Here is a 13865-nt window from a genome sequence, read left to right on the forward strand (position 1 = left end):
GCAGGCGATGGACGCCCGGATCATGCAGCAGAGGGTCGTGCGGTGACCGCGGCCTTCGGTACCGGCCCGGTGAGCGTCCTGCGTCGTCCCGGCGTCGTGGCCGGATCCGTCGATCTCGACGGTGTGCTTGCCGCCGCCCGGGCTGCCCACAGTCCGGGCCCGGTCCTCCTGGTCTCGCGCTGCGCGCCGACGGCGGCCTTCACCCGGCGCGATGCCCTGCTCCCCGGCTATGCCGACGCGGTGGCCGCGTGCCGACGGGCGGGGTTCGAGCCGGTGGTCCGACCCGTGGGTGGCCACCTGGCGGCGTACGACCCCGGATCGGTGGTCGTGCACCTGTGGAACCAGCACCCGGACCCGCCCCGAGACCACAGGCAGCGGTTCGTCGTCGCCGGTGCGGCGCTCGCCGCGGCCCTCGGAGACCTTGGCGTGCCGGCGGTCGGCGTGGGACCGGTGCCGGGAGAGTACTGCGACGGGAAATGGAGCATCAACGTGGCCGCCCGTGCCAAGTTGGCCGGGACGGGGCAGCGTCTGTTCCGCGGGGGGTTCCTGTTCTCCGCCGTCGTCATGGCCACCTCTTCCGAGCCCGTGCGCGACGTGCTCACCTCGGCCTACGACGCCCTCGGCCTGCCCTTGGATCCCGCGACGGTAAGCTGCGCGGAGGACTGGGTCACCGGGGTCGGTGTCAGTGAGGTGGCCGACCATGTCGCTGCGCGACTCGTCGCCGCCTGTGCGGAGGCTGCCGCCCCCGAGGGCTGCTGGCTGGACGGCTGAGCCGATCCCGCGCCAGTCGGGTCGACGGCACGGTCACGATTGTCAGTCCGGCACGTCCCGCACAGCGCGTCCGGCACCCGCTCGGCCTGGGCCGTCGCGACATCCGCGGCGACGTCGGAGGAACCGATCCGCCGGAGGAGTTCAGGTCGACGAACACCTCGGTGGCCCCACGCGTGCGCAGGCCGGCGAGGTCGTCGAGCACCTGCTCACGCGTGCCGTGCAGCGGATCCCGACGGACTGCCCGATCTGGCGCAGGTCCTGCGCTGCACGCCCGACGACGTCGTGGTTGAGCTGGGTAGGTGGCCGTAGCCGAGCTCGTACGGCGCGAAGCAGTGCTCTCGTCGATCCGCGGGAAGCAGAAGCTGCCGCCGATCGACCAGCTGGCCTCCTCGCAGGCGGTGGCAGAGGTGATCCACGAGGTTCGGGGTGGTGTCGATCAGTTCCGGAAGCGTCCCGGGCTCTCGCTGCTCGCTCATCTCTGGTCGCTCCGCGTCCCGCTCGGCGACCGTAGGAGTGGACGGGTCGCCGTGGAAGGTCCACGTTCGGCCAGGACGAACGGCGCGTCGACAGGCCGGACGTCAGGCGGGACGGGCCGGCGCGGTCGTCGAGACGGAGCGCGCCGGCGTGAGGCCGAGGGACGGGACGGTCAGGAGCTCAGCCGACCGCACGGTTCTCTTGCCGGGGCCATGGCACGGGAGGCACGTGGTAGCCCTCGCGCTCGGCCCGGACCGCCGCCAGCGTCCGCGTCGGGACCTCCAGCTTGTGCAGGATGTGCTCCACATGGGCAGCCACGGTGCGGAGCGCGATGCAGAGCCGTCGAGCGATCTGCTGGTTCGAGTGGCCGTCCACGAGCAGGCCGAGCACTTCGAGCTCGCGTGGCGTCAGGCCCCGGCAGTCGACCTGCGGGGTGACGAGGAGCGTGCCCAGCACGCTGGTCGGCGCGTCCGTCGCGGCCAGCAAGGTCATGCGCGCGTGCCCGGTGGCGCCATGGTCCCCGTCCTCGGGCCACACGAAGGACCGGAAGACCTGGCCGTCCGTGAGCGCCTGCCGGGCGAGCTCCACCACCGGGGACCCGGTCCTCAGCAACGGGTGCTCGGCCAGGCCCGGCAGCGGACAGCTGGCGTCGTTCCGGAGCAGGACGAGCCCGGAGACGGCACCCTGGACGAGGCGCGCGGACGCGAGCAGCGAGCGCATCGGTGCGATGCCACGCGCGATCAGCGGTGCGAGCTCGGTCAGGCAGGCGCGCATCGAGGACGAGGGCGGCTCGCCGCTGACGAACAGGACGCTGAGCATCCCCAGGTAGGGGCCTCCAGGTTCGTGCACGGGCACCCCCAGGCCGTCCCGGAAGCCGGCTGGGACGCAGCAGTCCGCCCACGTGAGCTGCCGGTCGTCGGCAACCGGGAGCTCCGTCACGCCGATCTGACGCGCCCTCCGGCTGAGCTCGGCGAGCTGGGACCTCCGCACGTCCGAGGGACAGTCGAGGTAGTCGAGGACGGGTTGTTCGAGCCCCGTGGTTCCCACGGTGGCGTAGGCGCTCGGCCCGGGACCGGACAGCGTGAGCCAGACGGCGTCGGGAAGCAGCCAACGGTCCAGGCTGTCCACGAGTGCCCTGGCCCGCTCCAGCAGAGGCACGGGCGAGGCGGCGATCTCGAGGATCTGAGCGACGGGAGCTGGATCGTCCCGCATGGAGGCTCCGTTCAGGACCCGCCGCAGCGGTGTCGGAAGATGGTTATCGGCCCCGGGTCCTCGAGGCCGTCTCCACTGCCGTCCCGGTACCCATGCCGGCGACGGTCAAGCGGTCCCGAATCGGCATGTCTGCCGATACCGATCGTCGGCACGTCGCTCGTGTAATGGCAGAACGCCGCTCGCCCGGGCGGCGGTCCGCATTCGCAACCGAGGAGGCAGCATGAAGGCAGTGGTGTACGACGGGCCGCGGCAGGTCAGCGTCAAGGACGTGCCGGACGCGCGGATCGAGCGGCCGACGGACGTGCTGGTGCAGATCACGTCGACGAACATCTGCGGCTCGGACCTCCACATGTACGAAGGTCGAACCGACTTCGAGCCCGGCCGCTGGTTCGGCCACGAGAACCTCGGGCGCGTGGTCGAGGTGGGCGACGGCGTCGACAAGGTGCAGGTCGGAGAGTACGTCGTCCTTCCGTTCAACATCGCGTGCGGACACTGCAAGAACTGCGAGCGTCAGCTCACGAACTACTGCCTCACCGCGCAGCCGGACCCGAAGATGGCCGGCGCGGCGTACGGCTTCGCCGACATGGGGCCGTGGGCCGGAGGCCAGGCGGAGCTGCTGCGCGTGCCCTGGGGTGACTTCAACTGCCTGCGTCTGGGCGAGGACGCAGCGGAGCGCCAGAGCGACTACGTGATGCTCGCCGACATCTTCCCCACGGGCTACCACGCGACCGAGATGGCCGGCGTCAACCCCGGCGACCAGACGGTCATCTACGGCGCCGGCCCGGTGGGGCTGATGGCCGCGCTCTCGGCGACGATCCGGGGTGCGAGCAAGGTGATGGTCGTGGATCGGCAGCCGGACCGGTTGCGGCTGGCGGAGTCCATCGGAGCGATCGCGATCGACGACTCGAAGGTCGACCCGGTGGAAGCCGTCCTGGAGGAGACGATGGGCTTGGGGGCGGACAACGGCTGCGAGTGCGTCGGCTACCAGGCCCACGAGCCGGACGGCCAGGAAGAGCCGAACCTGACCATGAACCGGCTGGTCGCCTCGGTCCGGTTCACGGGGACCATCGGCACCGTCGGCGTCTTCGTGCCGCAGGACCCCGGGGCCAGCGACGAGCTGGCCAAGCAGGGCAAGCTGGCCTTCGACTTCGGGATGTTCTGGTTCAAGGGCCAGCACCTCGGCACCGGCCAGGCGCCGGTCAAGAAGTACAACCGGCAGCTGCGCGACCTGATCGCCGCCGGCAAGGCGGAGCCGTCGTTCATCGTGAGCCACGAGCTCTCCCTGGACGAGGCGGCGGACGCCTACGAGCACTTCGACAACCGCGACGACGGCTGGACGAAGGTCGTCCTCCACCCGGCGGGGGTGTGACGTGAGCACGACCCTGGAGGGACGACGAGTGGCGATCCTGGCGGCCGACGGCGTGGAGCGGGTCGAGCTGGAGCAGCCGCGGCAGGCGCTGGACGGCGCCGGTGCCGCACCGTCCTGGTCTCCATCAAGAGCGGCGAGATCCAGGCCCGCGACGGCGTAGCTCGTGATGACGTGGCGCAGGTCGCTGATCGTCTCGGCGGTCACGGGTGCCGTCTCGAGGGCCCGATCGGTGCCGGGCACGCGGGGCACCGGACAGGTGCTGTTCGCCGCTGCGGCGAGCAGCACCCCGTGGCCGGCGCGCGTCAGCCCGCGGTCCAGCCGGTCGATGACGGACTCGGTGCCGCCGTACGCGGGAGGAGGAACCGGGATCCCCGGCAGTACGGCCGGCGATCGGATCCGTATGGGCAGATCTGCCGATGGAACGGGCCGGGCCGTCCCAGTGTAATGGAGGTATCAACCACCGGGCACCGGGCCGGGTCGAGCGAACGGAGTGCGTCATGGGCAGGGCTGTCGGCATCGACCTCGGAACGACCAACTCGGTGATCGCGGCGATGGAGGGTGACCAGCCCCAGGTCGTCCCCAATGCCGAGGGGAACCGAACCACCCCCTCCGTCGTCGCGTTCCTCGAGGGCGGTGAACGGCTGGTGGGTCAGATGGCCCGACGACAGGCGATCCTCAACCCCCAGGGCACGATCTACTCGGCCAAGCGCTTCATCGGGCGGAAGTACGACGAGGTGCAGAGCGAGCTCCAGACGGTCTCGTACGAGGTCGTGGCGGGTCCGGACGGGGCAGTCCGCTTCTCGGTCCACGGCAAGCTCTACGCCTCGGAGGAGATCTCCGCACAGATCCTGCGCAAGCTCGCCGACGACGCCGGACGGGCGCTCGGAGAGCGGGTGACCCAGGCGGTCATCACCGTGCCCGCGCACTTCAACGACGCCCAACGGCAGGCGACCAAGGACGCGGGCAAGATCGCCGGCCTCGAGGTGCTCCGGATCATCAACGAGCCCACCGCGGCCGCCCTCGCCTACGGGATGGACCGGCTCGAGAACGAGACCATCCTGGTCTTCGACCTCGGCGGCGGCACCTTCGACGTCAGCATCCTGACCGTCGGGGAGGGGGTCGTCGAGGTGCGGTCCACGGCGGGCGACACCCACCTCGGGGGTGACGACTTCGACCGGCGCATCGTCGACCATCTCGCGGACGAGTTCAAGAAGGAGAACGGCATCGACCTCCGGCAGGACCCGCAGGCCCTGCAGCGCCTGTTCGAGGCCGCCGAGAAGGCGAAGGTCGAGCTGTCCTCCGTCACGCAGACATCGGTGAACCTCCCGTTCGTGACCGCCGACGCCTCCGGCCCCAAGCACCTCAACGTCAACCTGATGCGCTCCACCTTCGAGCAGCTCACCGCGGACCTCGTCGAACGTTGTCTGGGACCGGTGCAACAGGCCATGGGGGACGCGAGGGTCACCGAGGACGACATCGACGAGGTCATCCTCGTCGGCGGTTCGACGCGCATCCCTGCGGTGCAGAGCCTGGTGCGCCGCTTGACCGGTGGCAAGGAACCCAACATGACCGTCAACCCGGACGAGGTCGTCGCCCTCGGCGCGGCCGTCCAGGCGGCCATCATCAAGGGCGACGTGAAGGACGTCCTGCTGCTCGACGTCACCCCGCTCTCACTCGGGCTGGAGACGCAGGGCGGGGTGATGACCAAGGTCATCGAGCGCAACACCACGATCCCGGCCCGACGTACGGAGGTCTTCAGCACCGCGGAGGACAACCAGCAGGCCGTGGACGTGGTGGTCCTCCAGGGCGAGCGGGAGCGTGCCAGCGACAACCGGGTGCTCGCCCGGTTCCGCCTGGAGAACATCCGGCCCGCGCCTCGAGGGGAGCCCCAGATCGAGGTGACCTTCGACATCGACGCCAACGGCATCCTGCACGTCTCCGCCAAGGACAAGGACACCGGTGCCGAGCAACGGGTCACCATCAGCGAGACCTCCACCCTGTCCCAGGAGGAGGTCGAGCGCATGGTCTCGGACGCGGAGACGCACCGGAGCGAGGACGCCCAGCTCCGTCAGCTCGTCGACGCCCGCAACGAGCTCGACTCCGTGATGTACCAGCTCCAGCGCCAGCTCGAGCAGGCCGGGCACGCCGTCGCCGAGCACGACCGCGCCCGCGCGGAGATGCTGGTGAACGACGCGCGCGCGGCTCTCGACGAGCAGGCACCCATCGACCGCCTGCGGTCTCTCACGGGCGAGCTGCACCAGATGGCCCAGGTGCTCAGCACGTCCGCCCGGACCGGGTCCGCCGGCACGACGGGCCAGTCGGCCGACTCGGGTCAGGGTGCCCCGGCCGACGACTCCGATGACGTGATCGACGCCGACTTCACGACGCACTGAGCGGCACGGTCATGTCAGAACCACGGGACCCCGAATCCACGCCCACCGCCGAGGACGCCGTGGAGAGTACCGCCGAGACCGAGAAGAGGATCGCCGAGCTCGAGGACTCCTGGCGCCGGACCGCCGCTGAGCTGGACAACTTCCGCAAGCGGTGCGCCCAGGACGTGACCCGCGCCCGCGAGCAGGAGCGGGCGGCGGTGGCGGTCCGCTGGTTGCCGGTTCTCGACAACCTCGAGCGTGCCCTCGAGCACGCCTCCTCGAACCCCGACCAGATCGTGGAGGGCGTGCGGGCCGTGCACCAGCAGGCACTCGCGGTCCTGGCCGACCTGGGCTATCCCCGGCGCGACGACGAGATCGGCAAGGCCTTCGACCCGGCCCGTCACGAGGCCGTCAGCACCGTCACGGGTGACGACCTCGTCCCCGGCACGGTGGCGCACGTCGTCCGTCCCGGCTACGGGACCGACGGGGGGATCCTGCGGCCGGCGTCCGTGGTCGTGGCCACCAGGAGCGTGTGATGGCTCGGGACGCCTACGAGATCCTCGGGGTCTCCCGCGATGCCGACCAGTCGGAGATCCAGCGCGCCTACCGCAAGCGCGCCCGCACGCTCCATCCCGACATCAACAAGGATCCCGGTGCGGAGGAGCGCTTCAAGGAGCTCTCCGAGGCGTACGACGTGCTCTCCGACCCCGACCAGCGCAAGCGGTACGACGCGTTCGGGGCGGACTTCCGGCGCGTCGCTCCCGACGTCGACCCGGACGCCTTCCGCCGGGCGCGGGAGCATGCGGGAGCCGGTGCCCGCGGCGGGCGGTCGAGCGGCTGGGGCGGTGCCGGTCCCACGGGCGGGTTCCAGTACGCCGGCTCCGGCGACGACGTGGACCTCGAGGACCTGCTCGGCGGCATCTTCGGTGCTCGCGGTCGCGGCCGGGGTGGTTGGGGTCCGGTCTCCGGCTCGGACCACGAGACCGAGGTCGAGGTGACGGTCGAGGAGGCGTACCACGGGACCCACCGGACCCTGTCGATCTCGGGGATCGACGAGCCGCGCACGATCGACGTGAACATCCCGGCGGGGGTCGTGGACGGCCAGCGGATCAGGCTGCGCGGCCAAGGGGGTCGAGGATCCGGTGGGGGCGAGGCCGGCGACCTCTACCTCGTCGTCCGCATCGCACCCCATCCGCGCTACCGGCTCGAGGGTCGGGACGTGCACCTGCTGATGCCCCTCGCGCCCTGGGAGGCCGCCCTCGGCTCGGCGGTGGACATCGACACGCCCGGTGGTCCTGCCACCGTGACCGTCCCGCCAGGGACGTCCAGCCATCGCCGGCTCCGGTTGAAGGGCCGCGGACTGCCGAACAACCGGGGCGCGCCGGGTGACCTGTACGCCGAGACCCAGATCAAGGTGCCGACCTCGCCGTCGGCGGAGGAACGCGAGCAGTGGGAGCGGCTCAGCGGGGTCTCGCCCTTCGACCTGGGGAGTCCGCGATGACCGACACGCCCCCGGCTCCGACCCCAGACCCGACCACCGGGACGCGATGGCCGCTCGCCCGGCCCCACCGGCTGAGCCTGGACAGCTACGCCCGGATCACGGGAGTGCACCCCGAGCTGGTCCGTCGGCTGGTCGCGCTCGGGTTGCTGGACGTCACCCGCGACGCCGGGGGCAGCCTCTGGTTCGACCCGTCCCAGGTCCAGGCGATGGCCACGGTCCAGCGGCTGCACCTACGGCTGAACCTCAACTACTCCTCGCTCGGGCTCGTGATGGACCTGCTGGACCGGATCGCGGTCCTCGAGAGGTCCCAGCGGCGCCCGTCCCCAGATCGGAGGATCCCATGGACCTGAACCGACTCACGCAGAAGTCGCAGGAAGCGCTGCACGACGCCCAGACCAAGGCGCTCCGATTCGGGCACCAGGAGGTGGACGGCGAGCACCTGCTGCTGGCGCTCCTCGAGCAGGGCGAGGGGTTGGTCCCACCGTTGCTGGCCCGGACGGGTGCGGACGTGGACCGGCTGCGGGAGGACCTGGAGGCGGAGCTCGCCAAGCGCCCCCGGGTCACCGGCTCCGGCGCCGAACCGGGGAGGGTGTACGTCACCCAGCGGCTGAACCGCGTCCTCGAGGCCGCCGAGCAGGAGGCACGCAGGCTCAAGGACGAGTACGTCTCCGTCGAGCACCTGGTGGTCGCGCTCCTCGACGAGGGGTCCGACTCGGCAGCCGGTCGGATCCTCGGGCGACACGGGGTGACCCGCGACTCGTTCCTGACGACCCTGACCGAGGTGCGGGGCTCCCAACGGGTCACGTCCGCCACCCCGGAGGGCACCTACGAGGCGCTCGCGAAGTACGGTCGCGACCTGGTCGCGGACGCGGCCGCCGGCCGGCTGGAGCCGGTGATCGGCCGGGACTCCGAGATCCGGCGCACGGTCCAGATCCTGTCCCGCAAGAGCAAGAACAACCCCGTGCTGATCGGTGAGCCGGGGGTCGGGAAGACCGCCATCGTGGAGGGCCTGGCGCAGCGGATCCACCACGGCGACGTACCTGAGGGCCTGCGCGACAAGACCGTCTTCGCCCTGGACATGGGCTCCCTCGTCGCGGGGGCGAAGTACCGCGGCGAGTTCGAGGAACGACTCAAGGCGGTCCTGAACGAGGTGCTGGCCGCGGAGGGGAAGATCCTGCTGTTCGTCGACGAGCTGCACACCGTCGTCGGGGCCGGCGCGTCGGAGGGCGCGATGGACGCAGGTCAGATGCTGAAGCCCATGCTCGCCCGCGGCGAGCTGCACATGATCGGGGCCACGACGCTCGACGAGTACCGCAGCCACATCGAGAAGGACGCGGCGCTCGAACGGCGGTTCCAGCCCGTCCTGGTCGACGAGCCGAGCGTCGAGGACGCCCTGTCGATCCTCCGGGGACTGCGCGAGCGCTTCGAGGTGTTCCACGGCGTCAAGATCCACGACGGCGCCCTGGTCGCCGCGGTCACCCTGAGCGACCGCTACATCTCCGACCGGTTCCTGCCCGACAAGGCCATCGACCTGGTCGACGAGGCCTGCGCGATGCTGCGCACCGAGATCGACTCGATGCCCGCGGAGCTCGACGAGCTCACCCGCCGGGTCACCCGTCTCGAGATCGAGGAAGCCGCCGTGGCCCAGGAGTCGGATCAGGCGAGCCTGCGTCGTCTCGAGGAGCTCCGCAAGGAGCTGGCCGACCTGCGGGCCGAGGCCGACGCCATGCGGGCCCAGTGGGAGGCGGAGCGGCAGGCGCTCCGGGAGGTCCAGAGCCTGCGGCAGGAGATCGAGCAGGTTCGCCTGGAGGGCGAACGGGCCGAGCGCGAGTACGACCTGAACCGGGCGGCCAGCCTGCGTCACGGCAGGCTGCCGGAGCTCGAGCGACGACTCGAGGCGGCCGAGGAGAGACTCGGGGCCAAGCAGGCCGGGAGGCGCCTGCTCCGCGAGGTCGTCACCGGCGAGGAGATCGCCGACGTCGTCGCCCGCTGGACGGGCATCCCGGTGAGCCGCCTCCAGGAGGGCGAGCGGGAGAAGATCCTCCGCCTCGACGAGGTGCTCCACGAGCGGGTGATCGGCCAGGACGAGGCGGTGCAGCTGGTGACCGACGCGATCGTGCGGGCCCGCGCGGGCATCAAGAACCCGACCCGTCCGATCGGCTCCTTCGTCTTCCTGGGCCCGACCGGCGTGGGCAAGACCGAGCTCGCCAAGGCGCTCGCGGAGGCGCTCTTCGACAGCGAGGAGAACATCATCCGCATCGACATGAGCGAGTACCAGGAGCGGCACACCGTCAGCCGGCTCGTCGGCGCCCCGCCGGGATACGTCGGCTTCGAGGAAGGCGGCCAGCTGACCGAGGCCGTGCGGCGCAAGCACTATTCGGTGATCCTCCTCGACGAGATCGAGAAGGCCCACGTCGACGTCTTCAACATCCTGCTCCAGGTGCTCGACGACGGGCGGCTCACCGACTCGCACGGACGCACGGTGGACTTCCGCAACACCGTCATCATCATGACCTCCAACATCGGCTCGGAGTACCTGCTCGAGGGAGTCACGCCGGACGGCGAGGTGACGTCGGAGGCCCGCGCGCTGGTGATGACCTCCCTGCGATCCCACTTCCGCCCGGAGTTCCTGAACCGGATCGACGAGACCGTGGTGTTCAAGCCGCTGACGTTCACCGAGATCGAGCGCATCGCCGACCTCCAGCTGGGCGAGCTGCGCGAGCGGCTGGCGGCGCAGCGGATCACGCTCGAGGCCACCGCGGAGGCCCGGCGGGTGATGGCGGAGCAGGGCTTCGACCCGGCGTACGGCGCTCGTCCCCTGCGGCGGTTCATCGCCCGTGAGGTGGAGACCCGCGTGGCGCGCGCGCTCCTCCGCGGTGACCTGCCCGAGGAGTCGACCATCGTGATCGACGCCGACGACGGGGTGCTCACCGTCGTCCCGAGGAGACCGGACCACCCTGAGGAGGCGGTGGCATGATGTCGGCGGCCAAGGGGCCGGCCACGGTCGTGGTGTGCCCCAGCTGCAGCACGAAGAACCGGGTGCCGGCCGCCGCGGACGGGGCGCCCCGGTGCGGCAACTGCCGGAGCCCGCTGCCGTGGGTGGTCGACACGTCCGACGCCGACTTCGCCGCCGTGGTGGACGAGGCGGCCATCCCGGTGCTCGTCGACGTGTGGGCGCCGTGGTGCGGCCCCTGCCGCATGGTCAGCCCGGTACTCGAGCAGTTGGCGACGGAGTTCGCCGGCGCGCTGAAGCTGGTCAAGGTCAACGCGGACGAGGCGCCGGACGTGAGCCGCCGCTTCGAGGTCCAGGCGATCCCGACGCTGGTCCTCCTGGACCACGGGACGGTCGTGGACAAGCAGATCGGCGCCGCGCCCGCACCCGCTCTGCGGGCGTGGCTCACCGGGCATCTGCCCACGGCCGAGACAGCGCCGACCGGGGAGCACGAGTCGATGCGGGACGGCCAGGGATGACCACCGTCCCCGGCCGGGCGGTCCCGGACCCGAACCTGCCGATCATCCGGCCGGTCGGTCAGCCCACGACGCCGGGCTGCGACTCCTCGCCGATGCGCCACGCGCGCGCCCACGCCGCCGCGACCCGCCACGTCATCGTGCGCTCGATCGAGCCGGGGGAGAACTGGAGGTGGTGATGCCGACGAGCAGTTCGTCTGACCTCGAGCGGCCGGACCTGCCCGAGACCCCGGACACCGCCGGCGCCTACCCCCGGCTCACCGACGAGCAGATCATGCTGCTCGCCCGGTACGGCGAGCGCAGGCGCCTGCCCAAGGGCGCGACGCTGTTCTGCGAGGGGGACCGCGACTGCAGCGTGTTCGTCGTGCTGGACGGTCGGGTCGCGGTCCTCCAGGAGGGCGGCCCCGAGGCGGACCCGCGGGTGATCGCCGTCCACGCCCGTGGCCGGTTCGTGGGTGACCTGTCGATGCTGACCGGCCAGGCGGTCTACGTCACGGCCGTCGCCCAGACCGACGTCGAGGCGCTGGAGATCCCCTACGAGCGGCTCAAGGAGGCGGTCAGCCGGGATCAGGCGCTCGGGGACCTGATCCTGCGGGCCTTCATCCTGCGCCGCCACCTCCACGGCTACCTCGGGGCGGGCCTGCGGATCATCGGTTCCCGGTACTCGGCCGACACCCGGCGGCTGAGGGACTTCGCGAGCCGCAACCGGGTGCCGTACGGCTGGGAGGACCTGGAGGACGATCCCGACGCCGAGGTCACGCTGCGGGCCTTCGACGTCCCTCCCGACCAGACCCCCGTGGTGATCTGGAAGGGGCAGACCGTCCTGCGCAACCCCAGCAACACCGAGCTGGCTGAGCTCCTCGGCCTGCGGGAGGTCGCGCCGCCCCGCGAGGCGCACGACGTGCTCGTGGTCGGCGCCGGTCCGGCCGGCCTGGCCGCCGCGGTGACCGCGGCCTGTGAAGGACTCTCCACGGTGGTGCTCGATGCGATCGCGACGGGAGGGCAGGCGGGAACGTCGTCCCAGATCGAGAACTACCTCGGCTTCCCGGCCGGCATCTCGGGCGCCGAGCTGGCCGACCGCGCCGTGGTCCAGGCCCGCAAGTTCGGGGCGACCTTCACGATCCCCGGCGAGGCCCGGTCGCTCGACCGCATCGACGGTCACTTCGTCGTCGGACTGGCCGACGGGGCACAGGTGGAGGCGCACACGGTGATCCTCGCCACCGGCGTGCGCTACCGCCGCCTCGACGTCCCCGGCATGGAGCGGCTCGAGGGTCCCAGCGTGTACTACGCCGCCACCGACTTCGAGGCACGACTGTGTCGGGGCGATCCGGTCGCCGTCGTCGGCGGCGGGAACTCCGCCGGCCAGGCGGCCCTGTTCCTGGCCCGGAACGGCTCGGACGTCCACCTGGTGATCCGCCACGACGACCTGAGCCGGGACATGTCCCGGTACCTCGTCGACCGGGTCCAGCGGGACCCCACGATCAGGATCTGGCGCACCAGCGAGGTGGTGGAGCTCGTCGGGAGCGAGGAGCTCGACGCGGTGACGATCCGCGACCTGAGCACCGACGATCGACACCGCGTCCCGGCCACCGCGCTGTTCGTGCTGATCGGCGCCGAGCCCCAGACCTCGTGGTTGGAGGGTCAGGTCCCGCTGGACGAGAAGGGCTACATCCTCACGGGCACCTCCGCGAACGGCTCCACGACGAGCTTCGAGACGGCCGAGCCGGGCGTCCTGGCGGTGGGCGACGTGCGCAGCGGCTCGGCCAAGCGGGTCGCGTCCGCGGTGGGTGAGGGCGCGATCGCCGTCCGCCAGGCCTACGAGCACCTCCACAGGGCCGGCCGTCGGTGACGAGATCGCCCCGGCGCGTCAGCCATCGGCAGATCGACCGATTGCGAGCGCGGGAGCCCGCGCCGAGCATGGATCGACGTGGACGGCGTCGGCGCGACCGCAGCGCCGCCTCACCAGCGAGGAGAGGACTGAGCACCTGTGGTGGCACATCGCGACCTTCTGGAGGCCATCGCGGTACGAGCGGGGCCTCGACCGTCCGGACGCCGCGAGGCGACCGGCGGAGAGTGTGCTGGTCGGGGTCGCCCGGCGCCTGGACGACACGGGTCGGACGACGCTCGGTGCGACGCTGCCGACCCGGTTGGCGACGCTGGTGCGCGACTCGGTGCCGCTGGACAGCGACCAGGGCACGGCGCCGTTCCTGCAGACGGTGGCCTCGGAGCTCGACACGACCCCGGAGCGAGCCCGCCTGCTCGCCCAGGCCGTGCTGTCAGCGCTGGCCGACCAGGCTGCCCCAGCGGCTGAGACCGCGCGCCGTCAGCTGCCCGACGGCTTCGCGGATCTCTTCGTCGCTCCCGGCGACGGACCTCCCCCGGACCGAGCGGCGACGGCCGCGCTGCCCGAGCCGACCGACCTGACGGCCGACGAGGTCGCCGCGGCCCTCGCCTCCCTGCCCGGCTGGGCCGGTGACGTACGTGCGCTGGAGCGCACCGTCGACCTGCCGCCGGGGATCGGCCAGGAGGTCCGGGACCGGATCGCGCGGGTCGAGCAGGCGATGAACCACCACGCCGTCGTCGAGGAGCGGCCGGACGGGACGGCGTTCCGCGTCTGGACGCACGCGCGGGGTGTCGTCACCGACCTCGACGTCGAGCTGGCCCGGTGGATCACCGACATCGTCGACGGCTCGTGATG

The 13865-nt window shown here is 71.6% G+C and carries 13 protein-coding genes; 12 read left to right on the forward strand and 1 reads right to left on the reverse strand.

Going from position 1 to position 13865, the window contains the following annotated elements; genetic code table 11:
• On the forward strand, nucleotides 1-771 hold a 771-nt coding region (locus tag ACYQ0U_RS13790), incomplete at its 5' end, for a lipoyl protein ligase domain-containing protein (protein ID WP_459973808.1).
• Nucleotides 772-1425: 654 nt separating this feature from the next.
• On the opposite strand, the gene ACYQ0U_RS13795 is transcribed toward ACYQ0U_RS13790, so the two are convergent.
• Nucleotides 1426-2457 carry a helix-turn-helix transcriptional regulator gene (locus ACYQ0U_RS13795; protein WP_459973811.1) on the reverse strand — a complete coding sequence of 344 codons (1032 nt, stop codon included), beginning with the start codon at nucleotides 2455-2457 and terminating at the stop codon, nucleotides 1426-1428.
• A 220-nt stretch (nucleotides 2458-2677) separates the two neighbouring features.
• On the opposite strand from ACYQ0U_RS13795, the gene ACYQ0U_RS13800 reads away from it, so the two are divergent.
• The 11 genes from ACYQ0U_RS13800 to ACYQ0U_RS13850 all read left to right on the forward strand — a co-directional run bounded on the left by ACYQ0U_RS13800 (nucleotide 2678) and on the right by ACYQ0U_RS13850 (nucleotide 13863).
• Nucleotides 2678-3826 carry a glutathione-independent formaldehyde dehydrogenase gene (locus ACYQ0U_RS13800; RefSeq protein WP_459973813.1) on the forward strand — a complete coding sequence of 383 codons (1149 nt, stop codon included), beginning with the start codon at nucleotides 2678-2680 and terminating at the stop codon, nucleotides 3824-3826.
• 1 nt (nucleotide 3827) lies between these two features.
• On the forward strand, nucleotides 3828-3986 hold the full coding sequence (locus ACYQ0U_RS13805) for a hypothetical protein (protein WP_459973815.1): 159 nt from the start codon (nucleotides 3828-3830) through the stop codon (nucleotides 3984-3986).
• A gap of 337 nt (nucleotides 3987-4323) precedes the next feature.
• Nucleotides 4324-6219, forward strand: a complete 1896-nt coding sequence (gene dnaK, locus ACYQ0U_RS13810; protein ID WP_459973817.1) for a molecular chaperone DnaK — start codon at nucleotides 4324-4326, stop codon at nucleotides 6217-6219.
• 11 nt (nucleotides 6220-6230) lie between these two features.
• Entirely contained in the window at nucleotides 6231-6734 is a 504-nt protein-coding gene (locus tag ACYQ0U_RS13815) for a nucleotide exchange factor GrpE (protein WP_459973819.1), read from the forward strand.
• On the forward strand, nucleotides 6734-7699 hold the full coding sequence (locus ACYQ0U_RS13820; RefSeq protein ID WP_459973821.1) for a DnaJ C-terminal domain-containing protein: 966 nt from the start codon (nucleotides 6734-6736) through the stop codon (nucleotides 7697-7699). The genes ACYQ0U_RS13815 and ACYQ0U_RS13820 overlap by 1 nt, the downstream gene beginning before the upstream one ends.
• Nucleotides 7696-8049 carry a chaperone modulator CbpM gene (locus tag ACYQ0U_RS13825; RefSeq protein ID WP_459973823.1) on the forward strand — a complete coding sequence of 118 codons (354 nt, stop codon included), beginning with the start codon at nucleotides 7696-7698 and terminating at the stop codon, nucleotides 8047-8049. Before ACYQ0U_RS13820 ends, ACYQ0U_RS13825 begins: the two co-directional genes overlap by 4 nt.
• Complete coding sequence (clpB, locus tag ACYQ0U_RS13830) at nucleotides 8040-10676, forward strand: ATP-dependent chaperone ClpB (RefSeq protein WP_459973825.1); 2637 nt, start codon at nucleotides 8040-8042, stop codon at nucleotides 10674-10676. Before ACYQ0U_RS13825 ends, clpB begins: the two co-directional genes overlap by 10 nt.
• A complete protein-coding gene (trxA, locus tag ACYQ0U_RS13835; RefSeq protein WP_459973827.1) occupies nucleotides 10673-11170 on the forward strand; it encodes a thioredoxin in 498 nt (165 codons plus the stop codon). Before clpB ends, trxA begins: the two co-directional genes overlap by 4 nt.
• Nucleotides 11167-11346, forward strand: a complete 180-nt coding sequence (locus ACYQ0U_RS13840) for a hypothetical protein (protein ID WP_459973829.1) — start codon at nucleotides 11167-11169, stop codon at nucleotides 11344-11346. The genes trxA and ACYQ0U_RS13840 overlap by 4 nt, the downstream gene beginning before the upstream one ends.
• Complete coding sequence (locus ACYQ0U_RS13845) at nucleotides 11346-13016, forward strand: FAD-dependent oxidoreductase (RefSeq protein WP_459973831.1); 1671 nt, start codon at nucleotides 11346-11348, stop codon at nucleotides 13014-13016. The genes ACYQ0U_RS13840 and ACYQ0U_RS13845 overlap by 1 nt, the downstream gene beginning before the upstream one ends.
• Nucleotides 12955-13863, forward strand: a complete 909-nt coding sequence (locus ACYQ0U_RS13850; RefSeq protein WP_459973833.1) for a DUF2267 domain-containing protein — start codon at nucleotides 12955-12957, stop codon at nucleotides 13861-13863. Before ACYQ0U_RS13845 ends, ACYQ0U_RS13850 begins: the two co-directional genes overlap by 62 nt.
• Nucleotides 13864-13865 lie beyond the last annotated feature (2 nt).

This window comes from Nocardioides pyridinolyticus, from assembly GCF_054653575.1.

Bases quoted from the DNA above. Each gene is read 5' to 3' on its own strand.
- ACYQ0U_RS13795 (WP_459973811.1), bottom strand. From the start codon at position 2,457: ATGCGGGACGATCCAGCTCCCGTCGCTCAGATCCTCGAGATCGCCGCC.
- ACYQ0U_RS13800 (WP_459973813.1), top strand. From the start codon at position 2,678: ATGAAGGCAGTGGTGTACGACGGGCCGCGGCAGGTCAGCGTCAAGGAC.
- dnaK (WP_459973817.1), top strand. From the start codon at position 4,324: ATGGGCAGGGCTGTCGGCATCGACCTCGGAACGACCAACTCGGTGATC.
- ACYQ0U_RS13815 (WP_459973819.1), top strand. From the start codon at position 6,231: ATGTCAGAACCACGGGACCCCGAATCCACGCCCACCGCCGAGGACGCC.
- ACYQ0U_RS13820 (WP_459973821.1), top strand. From the start codon at position 6,734: ATGGCTCGGGACGCCTACGAGATCCTCGGGGTCTCCCGCGATGCCGAC.
- ACYQ0U_RS13825 (WP_459973823.1), top strand. From the start codon at position 7,696: ATGACCGACACGCCCCCGGCTCCGACCCCAGACCCGACCACCGGGACG.
- clpB (WP_459973825.1), top strand. From the start codon at position 8,040: ATGGACCTGAACCGACTCACGCAGAAGTCGCAGGAAGCGCTGCACGAC.
- trxA (WP_459973827.1), top strand. From the start codon at position 10,673: ATGATGTCGGCGGCCAAGGGGCCGGCCACGGTCGTGGTGTGCCCCAGC.
- ACYQ0U_RS13840 (WP_459973829.1), top strand. From the start codon at position 11,167: ATGACCACCGTCCCCGGCCGGGCGGTCCCGGACCCGAACCTGCCGATC.
- ACYQ0U_RS13845 (WP_459973831.1), top strand. From the start codon at position 11,346: ATGCCGACGAGCAGTTCGTCTGACCTCGAGCGGCCGGACCTGCCCGAG.